13 protein-coding genes and 3 pseudogenes are annotated in these 15,270 nt (G+C 55.8%); 8 read left to right on the top strand and 8 right to left on the bottom strand.

Annotated features, from left to right (window positions below; all coding sequences use genetic code 11):
* Positions 1 to 55 precede the first annotated feature (55 nt).
* The 3 genes and pseudogenes from tnpC (INT12_RS07985) to INT12_RS07975 form a co-directional block, all read left to right on the top strand.
* A pseudogene (gene tnpC, locus INT12_RS07985) lies at positions 56 to 1,405 on the top strand (IS66 family transposase); the annotation flags it as partial.
* Between the two features lie 578 nt (positions 1,406 to 1,983).
* Complete coding sequence (gene ltrA, locus INT12_RS07980) at positions 1,984 to 3,645, top strand: group II intron reverse transcriptase/maturase (protein ID WP_024073359.1); 1,662 nt, start codon at positions 1,984 to 1,986, stop codon at positions 3,643 to 3,645.
* Positions 3,646 to 3,749: 104 nt separating this feature from the next.
* Positions 3,750 to 3,971 (top strand): annotated as a pseudogene (locus INT12_RS07975) (transposase domain-containing protein); the annotation flags it as partial.
* Positions 3,972 to 4,117: 146 nt separating this feature from the next.
* On the opposite strand, the gene INT12_RS07970 reads toward INT12_RS07975, so the two are convergent.
* From INT12_RS07970 to INT12_RS07945, 6 genes are all read right to left on the bottom strand, one after another.
* Positions 4,118 to 4,600 (bottom strand): ATP-binding protein, encoded by a 483-nt coding sequence (locus INT12_RS07970; RefSeq protein WP_169850845.1) that lies wholly within the window; start codon positions 4,598 to 4,600, stop codon positions 4,118 to 4,120.
* A gap of 144 nt (positions 4,601 to 4,744) precedes the next feature.
* On the bottom strand, positions 4,745 to 5,788 hold the full coding sequence (locus tag INT12_RS07965; RefSeq protein WP_092239342.1) for a cytochrome D1 domain-containing protein: 1,044 nt from the start codon (positions 5,786 to 5,788) through the stop codon (positions 4,745 to 4,747).
* 156 nt (positions 5,789 to 5,944) lie between these two features.
* Positions 5,945 to 8,281 carry a heavy metal translocating P-type ATPase gene (locus tag INT12_RS07960; RefSeq protein ID WP_115128418.1) on the bottom strand — a complete coding sequence of 779 codons (2,337 nt, stop codon included), beginning with the start codon at positions 8,279 to 8,281 and terminating at the stop codon, positions 5,945 to 5,947.
* A 2-nt stretch (positions 8,282 to 8,283) separates the two neighbouring features.
* Positions 8,284 to 8,538, bottom strand: coding sequence for a DUF2933 domain-containing protein (locus INT12_RS07955; RefSeq protein ID WP_092239429.1), 255 nt, complete (start codon positions 8,536 to 8,538; stop codon positions 8,284 to 8,286).
* Positions 8,539 to 8,635: 97 nt separating this feature from the next.
* Complete coding sequence (locus tag INT12_RS07950; RefSeq protein ID WP_092239346.1) at positions 8,636 to 9,172, bottom strand: plastocyanin/azurin family copper-binding protein; 537 nt, start codon at positions 9,170 to 9,172, stop codon at positions 8,636 to 8,638.
* Positions 9,173 to 9,341: 169 nt separating this feature from the next.
* Positions 9,342 to 9,695: a co-regulatory protein PtrA N-terminal domain-containing protein gene (locus INT12_RS07945; protein WP_092239348.1), complete on the bottom strand. Its 354-nt coding sequence runs from the start codon at positions 9,693 to 9,695 to the stop codon at positions 9,342 to 9,344.
* Between the two features lie 209 nt (positions 9,696 to 9,904).
* Between INT12_RS07945 and INT12_RS07940 the strand changes: the two genes are divergently transcribed.
* The 4 genes from INT12_RS07940 to copD all read left to right on the top strand — a co-directional run bounded on the left by INT12_RS07940 (position 9,905) and on the right by copD (position 13,671).
* Positions 9,905 to 10,594, top strand: a complete 690-nt coding sequence (locus INT12_RS07940; RefSeq protein ID WP_115128416.1) for a heavy metal response regulator transcription factor — start codon at positions 9,905 to 9,907, stop codon at positions 10,592 to 10,594.
* Positions 10,591 to 11,979 (top strand): heavy metal sensor histidine kinase, encoded by a 1,389-nt coding sequence (locus INT12_RS07935; protein WP_115128415.1) that lies wholly within the window; start codon positions 10,591 to 10,593, stop codon positions 11,977 to 11,979. The genes INT12_RS07940 and INT12_RS07935 overlap by 4 nt, the downstream gene beginning before the upstream one ends.
* Before the next feature lie 360 nt (positions 11,980 to 12,339).
* On the top strand, positions 12,340 to 12,723 hold the full coding sequence (copC, locus tag INT12_RS07930; protein WP_048388142.1) for a copper homeostasis periplasmic binding protein CopC: 384 nt from the start codon (positions 12,340 to 12,342) through the stop codon (positions 12,721 to 12,723).
* Between the two features lie 3 nt (positions 12,724 to 12,726).
* Positions 12,727 to 13,671 (top strand): copper homeostasis membrane protein CopD, encoded by a 945-nt coding sequence (gene copD / locus INT12_RS07925; RefSeq protein WP_193040106.1) that lies wholly within the window; start codon positions 12,727 to 12,729, stop codon positions 13,669 to 13,671.
* A 165-nt stretch (positions 13,672 to 13,836) separates the two neighbouring features.
* On the opposite strand, the gene tnpC (INT12_RS07920) is transcribed toward copD, so the two are convergent.
* Both tnpC (INT12_RS07920) and INT12_RS07915 read right to left on the bottom strand, forming a co-directional pair.
* On the bottom strand, positions 13,837 to 14,193 hold the full coding sequence (tnpC, locus tag INT12_RS07920) for a Tn3 family transposase post-transcriptional regulator TnpC (RefSeq protein WP_115128413.1): 357 nt from the start codon (positions 14,191 to 14,193) through the stop codon (positions 13,837 to 13,839).
* A 294-nt stretch (positions 14,194 to 14,487) separates the two neighbouring features.
* Positions 14,488 to 14,866: pseudogene (locus tag INT12_RS07915) on the bottom strand (integrase); the annotation flags it as partial.
* Positions 14,867 to 14,932: 66 nt separating this feature from the next.
* Between INT12_RS07915 and tnpA the strand changes: the two are divergent.
* A partial coding sequence (gene tnpA, locus INT12_RS31890; protein ID WP_193058813.1) for an IS66-like element accessory protein TnpA occupies positions 14,933 to 15,270 on the top strand: 338 nt, incomplete at its 3' end.

Here is a 15,270-nt window from a genome sequence, read left to right as displayed (position 1 = left end):
TAATTAGCGTCTTGGTTTGCTGTCGCAGGCGGTCTGCTTTGGTAAAATCCACGGCATGACTTCCTCGCCCAATCTCGATCAAATGACTCCCGACCAACTGCGTGCATTCGCTGCGCAGTTGCTGTCGCAAGTGGAGACCATGGGCAAGACGGTAGAGACCATGGGCAGAACGGTCGAAACCATGGGCAAGAAGATCAACCGCGATCAAACGGTGATCGAAAAGCTGACCCACGAGATCGCACAGCTCAAGCGTTTGAAGTTTGCCAAGCGTAGCGAGCAGATGAATCCTCAGCAGGCCAGCCTGCTGGATGACCTGATCGATACCGATATCGCGGCGATTGAGGCCGAGCTTCAGGCCTTGCAAATCGCGCCAGCGACAACTGAGAAAAAGCAAAAGCCCAAGCGCACTGCGTTGCCGGCAGAATTCCCACGCACCTTGATCCATCACGAACCGGACAACACTCACTGCCCATGCGGCTGTGCGCTTAAACGCATCGGTGAAGATGTCAGCGAAAAGCTGGACTACACGCCGGGCGTGTTTACCGTTGAGCGCCATGTTCGTGGCAAGTGGATTTGTGATGACTGTGAAACGCTGATCCAGGCGCCGGTACCTGCGCAAGTTATCGACAAGGGCATCCCGACTGCCGGATTACTTGCCCACGTCATGATCGCGAAGTTCGCTGATCATCTTCCGCTTTACCGTCAGGAATCGATTTTTGGTCGAGCTGGCTTGTCGATTCCACGCTCCACTTTGGCTCAATGGGTCGGCGTTACGGGCGTGCAGTTGCAGCCACTGGTCGATGCCCTGCGTGACGTAGTGATCGGGCAGCAGGTCGTGCACGCGGATGAAACACCCGTACAGATGCTCGCTCCGGGCACGAAGAAAACCCACCGCTCTTATGTTTGGGCTTACGCCACCAGCCAGTTCTGCGAAACAGCCGCTGTCGTCTACGACTTCAGCCCCAGCCGCGCCGGTGAGCATGCTCGCAACTTCCTGCAAGGCTGGAAAGGCAAGTTGGTCTGCGATGATTTTGGCGGTTACAAGGCCAGCTTCGAACTCGGCGTGACCGAGATCGGCTGCATGGCCCACGCCCGGCGCAAGTTTTTCGAATTGCATGCCACCAACAAGAGCCAGCTCGCCGAGCAGGCCCTGCGTTACATCCAGTTGTTGTACGAAATCGAGAGCGAAGTGCGTGACCTGGAGTCGGAATTACGGCGCCGAATACGGCAAGAAAAAGCCGCGCCAGTGATGGATAGGCTGCATGCCTGGATGATCGCCCAGCGTGATCTTGTGCCCGAAGGTTCAGCCATCAGCAGAGCATTTGATTACAGCCTCAAACGCTGGGCAGCGCTGTCGCGCTACCTCAATGACGGGGCCGTACCTATTGATAATAATTGGGCGGAAGTGCGACACGAAGTCGCTTAATGAAGTTGTTCCCCCTTGGTGGGAACCACCCGTGTCACCGGGTGAATCTAGAAGGCTGAATCAAGAGCGCCTTCGACAATGTTACGAGGCGCCGCAAGGTGCGGGGTACCAATCGTGAGAGGCGTACCCTTCTGGCAGCCATGGCCGGACAAGTGCTAGATAGTTGGTATGGTGAACACACGTGAATCTGCGCAACGATCGTTAAATTAAGCGAGCGGAAATGGCTTACACGCTCGAACCAAAATGGTAATGGAGGTGGGAACTGCGTCTTTCTACTACGCATTCGTGACCCACATGCCTCCCGGTCGATAGCAGGCACCTAACCCGACGCACTTCAGTAAGCGGAACGTGGAAATCCCGTATCGCTCCCGTCAGGGAAAGCCGTTTGTAAAAATTGCCCATGGCGGTGCGGGCGAAGGAACGAGGAAAAAGCGAACGCCGTCCTGTAATGGGTTGGATAGAGGTTGAAACATCACTTCACGCGAAAGCGGGCAGACGTCCTCATGGTCTCTCTTCACACGAGAGTAGGTAGAACCCTTTCAACGGAAGGAGAGCAAATGAACGCAGCAGCATTGGCGTGTGCACCTTCCGGCACGTCGTGGGACAGCATCGATTGGATCGCCGTACAACGTCGTGTCAGAGGGCTGCAAGCGCGTATTGTGAAGGCTGTACAAGATGGCAGACATAACAAGGTGAAAGCCCTGCAATGGCTGCTGACTCACTCGTTCAGTGGCAAGGCATTTGCTGTGAAACGGGTGTCTGAAAACAAAGGCAAAAATACCCCCGGCGTGGACAAGGTTACTTGGAATACGCCTAGGGCCAAGCTCGGCGCGATAGAGTCGTTGACGCGGCGAGGTTACTCGCCGCTCCCGCTTCGGAGAGTGCTTATTCCGAAGAAAAACGGCAAAACGAGACCTCTTGGAATTCCCGCGATGAAATGCCGGGCCATGCAGGCGCTTCATCTGCTGGCTCTGGAACCGATAGCGGAAACTACCGGCGACCCGAACTCTTATGGGTTCAGGCCGGAACGCTCAACTGCGGATGCCGTCGCACAGTGCTTTGGTGTGCTGTCACGAAAAGCAAACGCGGAATGGGTGTTAGAGGGCGACATTCAAGGCTGTTTCGACAATATCAGCCATGACTGGTTGATCGCCAACATTCCCATGGACAAGGCGATTTTGCAGAAATGGCTCCGGGCTGGTTATGTCTACCAAAAGCAGCTATTCCCCAGCCACGCCGGAACCCCGCAGGGAGGCATCATATCCCCGGGGTTGGCGAACATGACGCTGGATGGGTTGGAAGCGATGCTGGCGAAGAGATTTCCCAACGCGAAGTGGACAGCCCGAAAAATGCGCGTGGTGCGTTATGCAGATGATTTCATCATCACTGGTTGTTCGAAAGAATGGCTGGAGAATGAAGTCAGGCCCGCCGTGGTTGAATTTCTGGCAGAGCGTGGACTTGTCCTCTCTCCGGAAAAAACCAAGATAACGCACATAGGGGACGGGTTCGACTTCCTCGGATGGAACCTGCGCAAGTACAACGGCAAGCTCCTGATCAAGCCGTCCAAGGCGAACATCGGGGCTCTACTTGCCAAGCTGCGAGAGTTGATCAAGACCAACAAAACGATACGACAGGCTAACTTGATAGGTTTGCTCAACCCGGTTCTACGGGGCTGGGCGAACTATCACAGTCATGTCGTCGCCAAGAAGGTCTTCAACCAGGTGGACAGCGCAGTGTGGGAAATGCTCTGGCGATGGGCGGTACGTCGCCACCCTCGCAAGACACGCCGATGGGTGAAGGATCGGTATTTCAAAGTACAAGGGGCGCGCCGTTGGGTGTTCTCGTGTACTGAAAAATCCGCCGATGGTCGGAAGCGTCAGTACACGCTAGTAGACGCCTCAGACACACCGATTGTGCGACATATCAAGATTAAGGCTGCTGCCAACCCTCACGACCCTGCATGGGATGAGTACTTCGAGTCCCGCTGGGGCAAGAAGATGCTCACTTCCGTTAAAGGTCGAGCCAAGCTGTATCGGGTATGGGTGCAACAGGGCGGCAGGTGCTGCGCCTGCTTCAAGCCGGTGACCAAAGACACACCGTGGCACAGTCGCCATATTGTGAAGCTAGGTCATGGCGGGACGGACGCTGCGGCTAATCTTGAGATTTACCACCTGCGTTGCCCACGAGATGTGCAATTTGCCAATGTCGACGATGTATAACCGGGTGCCCAATGGCGCCTTAGCAGAGGCTTGAGCCGTGTGCTGGGAAACTCGCATGCACGGTTCTTAGGGGGTTGGACGCGGGCAACCGCGTCTGACTACCCGACAACCAGATCCGACCATGGGCCCTTGGACGCAAGAACTGGCTCTTCGCCGGGTCGTTACGCAGCGGAAAAAGGGCGGCGGCGATCATGAGCTTGATCCAGTCTGCGCGGCTGAATGGCCATGATCCGTACGCCTATCTAAAGGATGTTCTCACGCGTCTACCGACGCAGCGGGCGAGTGAAATCGAGCAGCTGCTTCCGCATAAGTGGCAGCCGGTTTAATCACGCAAGACGTGTTGCCCGGACGCATACTGCACAGCAACTCAAGAGACCCGTTTTCTCGCGAGTATCCGAGCTGGGCATCCGATATCTTCCCTACAACCAACTTAAAGAGCATAGGGAAACGATTGGGCGATTCGGCCCCAGTATCAAACCGTTAATGGAGATTTCCCAGCTGCTCTAACTTTTCCTGGTCGAGGCTTGCCGGACTGCTTTAAAGCCGGAAATACCAATGTGAAAGGCGTTTCGCCATCCTTTTGGCTGCACATCCGGACTTGTCCGCCATGGGACAACATGATGAAACACACAATGGCCAGGCCGAGCTCGGTACCGCCCACCGGAGCGCGCACGGCCGGAATCAACGCGGTAAAAGCGATCAAGGACCCGCTCCAGATGGGCCGGGGCGACTCACCCAAGTTGGTCACCGCCAAGGTAACGTTTGGGCCTTCTGCAGCGATGGCTAAGGTGACCGTTGAATTGAAAGCGGCATGACGGACAGCGTTAGACACCAGATTGGTGATTGCACGCTGCACCAGCAAACGACCTCCCAAGATTTTTGCATCTCCGGTCACTTCCCAAACGATGCCCTTGCCTTCAGCGATCAGAGATAAATAGTCAGTTACCCGATTCACTTCGTGAGCGATCGCTATGTGTCGAACATGACGAGGTTCTGAAACAGCAGGCTAAACGCCTGCTCGCAGGCGTCGTTGCAGGCTTCGCGGATTTTTTCCAGGGCTTGGGTCTCGCTCCCTGGGCTGCACGCGACGGTCAAACCGTCAAGGCGTCACGCTGATGCCGTTGGGGGCCTTGCCGACCGGTACGGTCTTCGTGACCTTGCGGTCCTTCACGTCGAGCACGGAGACCGAGTTGGCGTAGGTGTTGGTAACGTATGCGTACCGTCCGTCACGGTCGACGACCACGCCATGAGCACCGGCGCCAGTCACGACTGTCTTGGCGACCTTGAAACTCTCCAGGTCGATCAGGCTGACGGTTTTGCCAGGCTTCTTCGGCGTGCCCTGGTTGGCCACCAGCAGCGTGCGCGAATCCGGCGTGACGTACAGCTGGATAGGCACCGTTCCGACGGCAACCTTGCGAATCACCTGGCGCGTGGCCGGGTCTATCACGGCGACGGCGTTTTCTTCCGACAGCGACACCAAGACAAGACGACCGTCCGGCGTGAAGCCGACTTGAGCCGGACCCTTGCCTACCTGCACCTGCGCGATCTCCTTTTGGCTGGCGGTATCAATGACCGACACCGTGCCGCCCTTGAGGTTGGCGACGTAGGCCTGCTTGCCGTCCGGACTGATGCGAAGACCGTGGGGGAACTTACCGACAGGAATCGTGGCGACAACACGCTGCTCCGATGTGTCAATCACACTCACCATGTCGTCGCCGCCGTTGGTGACGTAGGCAAGGCGGCCATCTGGCGACACCACCACATGGGCCGGGTGCATGCCGACCGGCACCTTGGCGATTACCGCGTCACTACTGGTATCAATGGCCCAAACGGCTCCTACCGTCGCCATCGTGCTGTGTTCACCTTTGGCCATTTCCTTATGCGCAGAGCCAGCCGCCTGATCAGGCTCGCCGTTATTGGTCACCCATACGACCTTTCCGTCAGGCGATACCTGCACGTTGTGCGGTGTCTTGCCGACGCGCACGCTTGCCAGTGTCTTGAACGACGCGGCATCGAGCACGCTGACCGTGTCAGCGCCCTCATTGGCCACATACACCTTGTCAGCGGCCCATGTAGTGCCGGACCAGGCCAGCAGCCCGACCTGTATTGCCGTTAAAAACCACTTACCTTTACTTGTCATCATGATTAATCCTTATTGAGAAAATAAAACTTCTATCGTCAGGCCTCAGCCTGCGGCGGCCCGTCTTGGATGCCATTACCGGCCACGTCGCCTCGAATCTTGTGATTCACCTCCTTAACCGTGACAGCCGCCGCCGTCGATACCACCAAAACAGCGGAGTCATACGCGTCTGTTTCGCAGCCGCAAAGCGTTGCCGATCACCGACACCGAACTCAAGCTCATGGCCAGCGCGGCAATCAGCGGCGACAGCAGCCAGCCGGTCAGCGGATACAGCACGCCGGCCGCAATCGGGATGCCCAGCGCGTTGTACAAAAAGGCAAACATCAGGTTTTGCTTCATGTTGCCCACCGTGGCTTCCGACAATGCGCGCGCAATCGCAATCCCGCGTAGATCGCCCTTGACCAGCGTGATCTGGGCGCTGTTCATCGCCACGTCGGTTCCGGTGCCCATGGCCACGCCGACATCGGCCTTGGCCAGCGCCGGCGCGTCGTTGATGCCATCGCCCGCCATGGCCACCACGCGGCCTTCCTTTTGCAACCTTTCCACCAGCAGCAGCTTGTCGGCCGGCTTGACCTCGCCATGCACCTCGTCGATGCCCAGGCGGGCTGCAACAGCCTTGGCCGTGGTCAGGCCGTCGCCGGTCGCCATCACGATGCGCAGCCCCGAAGCCTTGAGCGTCGCCAAGGCTTCCGGCGTGCTGGCTTTGATCGGGTCGGACACGGCCAGCAGGCCCATAAGTTGGCCATCGACTGCCAGGTGCATCACACTGGCGCCTTCTGCACGCAAGGCCTCGGCCTGCGGCACCAGGGCAGCGACCGAGACGCCGATCTGCTCCATCAGCGTGGTGTTGCCCAGCGCCAGTTGACGCCCTGCCACCTGCCCACGCACGCCGATGCCCGAGCCGGACTCGAAATTCTCGGGCTTGTCGAACAGCATGCCGCGCTCGCGGGCGGCGCGCACGATGGTTTCGGCCAGCGGGTGCTCGCTGCCCTGGTCCAGGCTGGCGGCCAGGCGCAGCACCTCGTCGGCATCAAAGCCGGGCGCAGGCACGGCGCGCTCGAACGTCGGACGCCCCTCGGTCAGGGTGCCGGTCTTGTCGATGATGAGGGTGTCGATTTTGCGCATGTTTTCGATCGCTGCAGCATCACGGAACAGCACGCCGTGCGTTGCACCGCGACCGGTGGCGACCATGATGGACATCGGCGTGGCCAGGCCCAGCGCGCAGGGGCAGGCAATGATCAGCACCGACACCGCGTTGATCAGGCCGAACACCCAGCGCGGCTCGGGACCGAACAGGCCCCAGCCGAGGAAGGCCAGCAGGGCGATCCCCATCACGGTGACGACAAAGTAGCCCGCCACGACGTCGGCCATGCGCTGCATCGGCGCACGGGAACGCTGGGCCTGCGCCACCATTTGCACGATCTGGGCCAGCATTGTGGTCGCGCCTACATGTTCAGAGCGCATCACCAGTGCGCCGCTGGTGTTGAGCGTGGCGCCGATCACTTTGTCGCCCACGCGCTTGGTGACCGGTATCGGCTCGCCCGTGAGCATGGATTCATCGACCGAGCTGCCGCCTTCAGTCACCACGCCGTCCACTGGCACCTTCTCCCCAGGGCGAACGCGCAGTAAGTCGCCCACATGTACATGGTTCAGCGGGATATCCTCTTCGGTGCCGTCCTCCCGGATGCGGCGGGCGGTCTTGGGCGCCAGGCCCAGCAGCGACTTGATGGCCGCCGAGGTCTGCGACCGGGCCTTGAGTTCGAGCACCTGGCCCAGCAACGTGAGCGAGATGATCACGGCGGCCGCTTCAAAGTACACAGCGACGCGGCCCATGGAGATGAACGAGGCCGGGAACACCTGCGGCGTGACCGTGGCGACCACGCTATAGACGAAAGCCGCACCGGTGCCCAGACTAATCAAGGTCCACATGTTCGGACTGAGGTTCTCCACGGACTGCCACCCGCGCGTAAAGAACGGCCATCCGGCCCATAGGACGATGGGGATCGACAGCACCAGTTCGACCCAGCTCTGCACGGTCATGTCCATCCACTGGAAACGGTGGCCGAACATGGCGAGAACAAAGACCATGCCTGTCAGCGGCAAGGTCCACCAGAAGCGGCGCTGAAAATCGCGCAATTCGGGGTTCTCATCGTCGTCGAGTTCCGGCAGCAAGGGCTCCAGCGACATGCCGCATTTGGGGCAGTTGCCCGGATGGTCCTGACGTATCTCGGGGTGCATCGGGCAGGTGTAGATGGTGCCGACGGCCGCTGGCGCGGTCTCCGCCGGTGGTGCCGGCGTGAGGTATTGCAGCGGATTTGCCGCAAACTTGCCCTGACACTTGGCGCTGCAGAAGTAATAAGGCCGGCCCTCGTGCGTTAACTTGTGAACAGACTGCTCCGTGACGGTCATGCCGCACACCAGATCACGTAGACCTTCACCTTGGGGGTTTAATGGATGGGAGTGACTATGGTCGTGGTGGCTCGTGTTGGTGGCCATGATTATTTTCCGTCCTCATTCTTGTTGGTTTCTGCCTGATCAGCATTTCGACCATGCCCTCCATGGCCATGTCCAAAAAAATGCATCAAAGGACAGATCAACAGGATCAGATAGGGTAAATAAGGCGAAACATGGCTGAAGTGCTCCCGAACCAGGTAAAAGACACCAATCGCAACCAGCATGATCAGTACAACGCCCGTTTTGCTCCTCCAGAAAGACGAAGGAGCGTTTTCAACCGAATGATGATGGTTAGTCATGATGTAGTCCCCACTGTCCTCGCAAAAGTTGCGGTGACGTCTGCGACTGAGAGTAGTCAACGCTCGCTTTGAGGCGGTGATATCGATCAAGCCACGTTTACTTCACTTCAAACTGACCAACCATTCCTGATTGGTAATGACCAGGTACGTTGCAGGCAAACTCCAGCCCCGTGCTCTTGGCGAACGTCCAGATGAGCTCTTTGGTTGCGCCAGGTTCGATCAAGACGCTGTTCGGATCGTTGTGCTCCATCCCGACCATCTTCATTTCCCCCATGCTATGCCCCATATTGCTCATGGCTTGCCCGGACCCAATAGGCGTGAGCGTGCCGTTCTGGAACATGGCTGCCATCTCTTTTTGGTGAGCAGCATGTGCAGCTGCGTTACCAATATTGAATTCATGCAGCAGCGAACCTTCGTTGCGCAGGACGAATCGAACCGTCTCTCCGGGTTTGACATTGATGTTTTTGGACGCGAAGAAAATGTCGCCCATTTTCACCTCAACGGTGCGGGTAACCTCGGCAGCGGTTCCAGGTTGACCAATGTCATCTTTGCCATGCCCCACACTAGCCATGGCTGTAGCACCGAAAAATAGAGCCATTGTCGCGATAACAGGGGTAAAAAATTTAGCGTTCATAGTGACCTCAAGGATGAGCGAGAAAAACACTCGCTATATTAAAGTGACTGAGCTACCAGTTAACTGACCTGAGCACTACATTTCTGTCAGTTTTTAAAATAAACAACGGCGTCTAAGCGACGTCGTTTGTAATCGCAATTAATTGCGAAAAGCCTTGAAAGCAGGATATTTACTGATGGTTTTCTGAAAGCATTAGTTTGTGTTCGCGTTGCATTTGGTTCAAAACGTCATCGACGATTTTGTCGTGCTTCTCCATCCAGGCGAGATGCTGTTGGGGCGACATTGATGCATCGGGATGGTCTTGATGGAGTTGGCTCATGATCTCGCCAAGCATTTTCATGTGCTCTGCCATGTGCACATGGCGTTGGCCTGCAGGGGCTTTTTCGGCTTGAATCAGAACGGTTTCCGCTTTATTACGCATACTTTCCATGCGCTCCATCACTCGGTCTCCGCCGCCCTCAGCCCATGCCGAGGCCGAGAGCAGGATCGAGCCAGCCAGAAACACGGTTTTGAGATAGCTCATGGGGCAGCTCCTTGATAGGAATGGTGTCCGACTCCTGAGGGTTTTTCTCTCTGGAGAGTCGGATGAGCACTTGACGGTGTTCATGGGCAAACCCTAGACAACGCTTGCTGACATCAACCTGAAGCCAGAATTACATTTCTGTCAGTTTCTGGTTGGCTGAGCTAATTCGTTGCAAACTCAGCCCCATCATCACTTTGAGAGCCACTCCCATGAGACTGTTGGTTGCGGAAGACGAACCGAAAATAGGTATCTACTTGCAACAGGGCCTTACTGAGGCTGGGTTCAACGTTGATCGTTTCACCAATGGTACTGAGGCCCTGCAACACGCCTTGAGCGAAGCGTATGACCTGCTGATTCTGGACGTCATGATGCCCGGTCTGGATGGGTGGGAAGTGCTTCAGAAGGTGCGTTTGGCAGGGAAAGATGTACCGGTGTTATTTCTGACTGCGCGAGACCGTGTTGAAGATCGCGTTAAGGGGCTTGAGCTCGGAGCGGATGATTACCTGATCAAGCCCTTCGCATTTTCTGAATTGCTGGCCCGCGTCAGAACACTGCTGCGTCGCGGTAATGGCGCACCCTCGCCAACCAATTTGAAACTGGCCGACCTAGAGGTTGACCTGCTCAAACGCAGGGCCATTCGGGGGGGGAAACGCATAGGCCTGACGGCCAAAGAGTTTGCGCTGCTGGAGTTGCTGCTCCGTCGCCGGGGCGAAGTGCTGCCGAAGTCGCTCATCGCCTCGCAAGTTTGGGACATGAATTTCGACAGCGATACCAACGTAATCGAGGTTGCGGTGCGCAGGCTCAGGGCGAAGATTGATGACAGCTTTGAGGTCAAGCTGATCCACACCGCACGTGGTATGGGCTACATGCTTGATGCACCGGATTCGGAGTCAAAATGAACCGTCTGTCCCTGACTACACGCATGAGTCTGATGTTCATGCTTGCGGTAACAGCTGTGCTCACCGTCGCCGGAGTCAGCTTTAACCACCTCAGCCAGCATCATTTCAAAATGTTGGATCAAGAGGCTCTAAACGAAAAACTCCACTCGACCCAGAGAATCCTGGGGGAGCTGAAGAGCACCGATCAATTCGGCGAGTTAAAGCCCGAGTTACAGGCTCTGCTCGGGGCTCACCGTAATTTGACAGCCGTCATCCTAGGCGATGACGGGAGGCTACTTTTCGCTGACCCAGGGCCAGTCAATGTTCCGGAGGAGTTCCTCACGACCACCAACAATAATTTTTGGGAATGGCAGAACCAAGAGCAGATGTTCCGTGGTTTGACTGCTCAAGCGATGGTGACCGGTCGGGACAAGCCGCTGACCGTGATCTTGGTTTTTGATGTTACTGAGCACATGTTTTTCTTCGAGACGCTCCAGCGATGGTTCTGGATAGGGCTGGTGATCAGCGCGCTCGTCAGTGTGGGGCTGGGTTGGTTGGTTGCCCGCAGTGGCATGCGTCCGATTCGGCAGGTGACCATGGTCGCTGCGTCGATGTCGGCCAAATCACTTAAAGAGCGCATTCCATTAGCGTCTGTTCCAAAAGAGCTTCAACAGATGGTGTCGTCGTTCAACGCGATGTTGTCACGTCTGGATGATGCTTTTGTCCGGTTATCAAATTTCTCTGCGGACATTGCTCACGAACTGCGCACACCGGTCAGTAATCTGATGATCCATACCGAAGTGGTGCTCTCTAGAAAAAGGGATATTGAGGACTACGAAGACAATCTGTATTCGAATCTGGATGACTTGAAGCGTATGTCTCGGATGATCGACGACATGCTCTTTCTGGCTAAATCTGACAACGGCCTGATCCCCCATGAGAACAAACCGATAGACCTATTGGAGGTCGTGGAGAAACTGCTCGAATACTACCGCCTGCTGGCAGATGAGCGCGGCATCAACCTGACGGTTTCAGGGGGAGGGAGTGTTCGGGGCGACGTACTAATGCTGCACAGAGCTGTCTCGAATCTGCTTTCTAATGCGCTGCGGTACACCCCGGAGGGGAGGACCATCAATGTCGATATCCAACAGAGAAATACCTCGACATTTGTGGTCGTGGAAAATCCAGGAGAAACCATTGCACCCGAGCACCTTGAAAAGCTCTTCGATCGATTTTATCGCGCGGATCCGGCACGGCGTGAAGGGAGCCCCAGCAATGCTGGACTGGGGCTCTCAATTACGCGGTCGATCGTAGAAGCCCATGAAGGCAAGATCTGGTGTACCTCATCCAATCGAAAAACAGCCTTCCATATGGAATTTCCTAATGCCGGATCGAAACGGGCCTAGCCTCGCTGAGGCGCCGTCTTGGAGCAAGGGGCGCGGCCTTTGCTCCAAGACGGATTGACCGACAGGCTTCAGAGAGAAAGCCAATGTAGTGCACATCGGGAAAATAAAAAGCCACGACGACAACCCTCAATTATGGACCAGAGGGCATGCGTAAAGCTTACTGAAATGTAATCGAATGGTCGGCAGTCATGTGGCATCGTGTCCTAGCTCTATAACGCGGATCATTCTGATCCAGAACCTGGGTTAAGTACGCGGCATACGCTTGGTATTTGCCTGTGGTTTTAATCGGAATTGAGAAGTAAAAACTAGATCTCCCCAACCCAACCTCGAACCAACAGCTTATGCTGTGAGGAGTCTTGCATGTCATTCTTTAAAACTACTACCGTAGCTGTTGCACTTACCGTCGGTTTGCTCGTGAGCGCTATCGCCCAGGCGCATCCAAAACTGGTGTCTTCTACCCCAGTGGAAGGCTCGACGTCTGCGGCACCTTCCAAGATCGAGCTGCACTTCTCGGAGAACCTCACGACTCAGTTCTCGGGAGCGAAACTGATCATGACTGACATGCCGGGTATGCCGAATTCACCTATGGGTGTTAAGGCTGGTGTCGCCGGCGGCGACGATCCGAAAATGATGGTTATCACGCCCGCCGCTCCGCTAACCACAGGTACTTATAAGGTCGAATGGCGGGCAGTCTCTTCCGACACTCATCCCATTACCGGCAATTTTTCTTTTAAAGTGAAATGATCCATGAGCGACTCAATCAACATCGCCGTTCGTTTCGCTCTTTATATGGACCTCATGCTGCTGTTTGGATTGGCCATTTTTGGTTTGTATAGCCTACGGGGGAAAGAGCGAGTGTCCGGCGCTGTCTTAAACTTTGAGTCGCTCCTTTTCGGCACCGCAGTTGTTGGTGTACTTCTGTCTCTTGCCGCTATGTTGTTACTTGCGAAAGCAATGAGCGGCGTTTCAGAATTTATGGAGCTTCACCATCACATCTTCGAAATGGTTCTAACTGGTACCGACGTCGGGCTCACCTGGATGGTCCGAATAGCAGCCCTGGTGCTGGCAGGTATCGCCATCCCACTTAACAAGCGCCTCCCAACCCTCAGTCTTTGGGCGGTTACCGTCTTCGGTGCTATTGCTCTCGCTACCCTAGCGTGGACAGGGCATGGCGCAATGGACGAAGGCAATCGTCGTTATATACATTTCATTAGCGATATTCTTCACCTTCTGGCAGCCGGCGGTTGGATGGGAGCTCTGGCCGCATTCGCTTTACTGCTGCGTGCGAAAAGACTAAATGGCGGACAAGAAATACGGGTTCTCTCCCGAGTCCTGACTGGGTTTGAATCAGCTGGCGCGCTAATTGTTGTGACTTTAAGCATTACTGGCGTAGTGAATTATCTCTTTATCGTGGGCCCAACCCTGGACGAAGTGATGATGACTACTTATGGCACTCTGCTATTTTTGAAAGTCTTGCTCTTCGCAGGGATGATTATATTAGCGACGCTAAATCGATTCCATTTGAGTCCACTGTTAGAACGCTCAATCAAGGAAGGGGACCATGCCGTCGCCGTCAATGCTTTACGACGTAGTATGATCCTTGAATTCTCCGTTGCAATAGTCATAGTATGCCTTGTCGCTTGGCTAGGAACCCTGAGCCCGGGGATGGATATGAGCACGGTGCAGCATTAATAATCCGCATAATGTCCACAGCTACCTGGAGCGCCTACGCTCCAAACGCAAATTTTGTGAGCGTTGAGCCAAACGTCCATGTTGTCGTAACGCTACGGTTCTCAAGCCACAACTCGTTTGTCACCAGCATGTTGACTCCGGGGGGTAAAATCCGCACCCTTGCCGCTAATAGTCAGGAGCAAGTGCTACCAAAGGAGCCAAGTGTTTAGAGCCTGTTTGCAAGCAAAAACATAAGGCAGAAATATCCCCTTGAAGGGCGATCGCCTTCTCCCAAATACTGTCAACATCAGCGGTAGCTACGGCGAGAGGGGAGCCTTCCAATATCGTCATGGCCATGGCATGTAGATGTAAAAAGTCGTCCTTAATGCAGCCGATCCCACCAATTTCAGCAAGACAGGCATCTAGCCGGTCCACCAAGTTAAGTAATTGAGAGATGTCGTAGCTCGCGCGCAGAGAATCGAGTGCCTTGGCATCGACGTCCCCATAGGGTGTCACTCGAAACGAAACCGGCGGGATGTGCATTAGTTCGCCTCCTCAACTTTGCTATTGGGCATCTGTTTCGCACGCATTGGAGCTCAGACTCTGAGAGCGAATAGCTCTGATGAAGCTCTTTCGACGACAGATTCGCCGGCAGCTTCGGATAGGCTGTCCGCTCCAGAGAGGCCATGGAGTTCGTCCCTCAAGGAAAAGCAAAACCTTCAGCATAGACGGCTAAACTTGGGACGAGGAAAGGAAACGCAGAAAAAATTTAAATCATAGCAATATCATAATATTACAGAGCGAATGTCCTGATTTTCCTTTATCTCGGCATAACCCCGTGGAGAGATGATCTGAGCCGTGCAACCGGGTCGGAAACAAGAAGTCCTCACTGCGGAGGAGGGCCTGATGCATCCAAGCCTCCAGAACCGTTCGGGTTTGCTCAGTGATTTCAAACTGGACTGGGTGCTGAGTTTTCTGCTGCATCACGATGGCCCGTGACGACACATGTTCCCCATGGGCTATGTCTCGTACTCGCAGCTTGGTTAAGTCACAGGCGCGCAGCTTGCTGTCGATGGCCAAGTTGAAGAGGGCCAGATCCCGTGTCTTCTCCGCGAGCTGGAGCCTGCCAGATATCTCTGACTCGGAGCGGGGCTTTCTGCCCGACAAGCTTACCCTTGTTCCAAGGCTGATGGCTGTATGGTAACCGTCCGGCCAGCACCCTCTCCTGACAGCCCTCCAAATTAGCCAAGATAGTGGACACCATTTTTTAGTGGACACTATCTTGGATACCGTTGCCCTAGCCCGTCGAACCGGCCGCCGCCCCAACTTCCCGCTGGCGTTCAAACGCCAAGTCGTCGAGGCGACCCTCCAGCCTGGCGCCTCCGTGTCGTTGATCGCTCGTGAGCATGACGTCAATGCCAACCTAGTGTTTCGCTGGCGGCATCAATATCAGGAAGGGGTATTCGGCGCCGTCAGCCAGAGCGCAACGCTTTTGCCCGTCCAGGTGATGGAGGCGCCAATCGATCTGCCGCACGTCGTCCAGCCACAGGCGGAGTGTCATTCCGAGATCGCAGTTGAGGTCGGAAAAGCCAAGTTGCGTATCATGGGCGCACCCGATCC

The organism is Pseudomonas sp. K8, from assembly GCF_014889455.1.
Lineage (GTDB): Bacteria > Pseudomonadota > Gammaproteobacteria > Pseudomonadales > Pseudomonadaceae > Aquipseudomonas > Aquipseudomonas veronii.
This window is presented reverse-complemented; position numbering and strand designations above follow the sequence as displayed.

Excerpts from the sequence above, each read along its gene's own strand:
- ltrA (WP_024073359.1), top strand. The coding sequence starts at position 1,984 with ATGAACGCAGCAGCATTGGCGTGTGCACCTTCCGGCACGTCGTGGGAC.
- INT12_RS07965 (WP_092239342.1), bottom strand. The coding sequence starts at position 5,788 with ATGATGACAAGTAAAGGTAAGTGGTTTTTAACGGCAATACAGGTCGGG.
- INT12_RS07960 (WP_115128418.1), bottom strand. The coding sequence starts at position 8,281 with ATGGCCACCAACACGAGCCACCACGACCATAGTCACTCCCATCCATTA.
- copD (WP_193040106.1), top strand. The coding sequence starts at position 12,727 with ATGAGCGACTCAATCAACATCGCCGTTCGTTTCGCTCTTTATATGGAC.
- tnpC (WP_115128413.1), bottom strand. The coding sequence starts at position 14,193 with ATGCACATCCCGCCGGTTTCGTTTCGAGTGACACCCTATGGGGACGTC.
- copC (WP_048388142.1), top strand. The coding sequence starts at position 12,340 with ATGTCATTCTTTAAAACTACTACCGTAGCTGTTGCACTTACCGTCGGT.
- INT12_RS07955 (WP_092239429.1), bottom strand. The coding sequence starts at position 8,538 with ATGACTAACCATCATCATTCGGTTGAAAACGCTCCTTCGTCTTTCTGG.
- INT12_RS07945 (WP_092239348.1), bottom strand. The coding sequence starts at position 9,695 with ATGAGCTATCTCAAAACCGTGTTTCTGGCTGGCTCGATCCTGCTCTCG.
- INT12_RS07935 (WP_115128415.1), top strand. The coding sequence starts at position 10,591 with ATGAACCGTCTGTCCCTGACTACACGCATGAGTCTGATGTTCATGCTT.
- INT12_RS07950 (WP_092239346.1), bottom strand. The coding sequence starts at position 9,172 with ATGAACGCTAAATTTTTTACCCCTGTTATCGCGACAATGGCTCTATTT.
- INT12_RS07940 (WP_115128416.1), top strand. The coding sequence starts at position 9,905 with ATGAGACTGTTGGTTGCGGAAGACGAACCGAAAATAGGTATCTACTTG.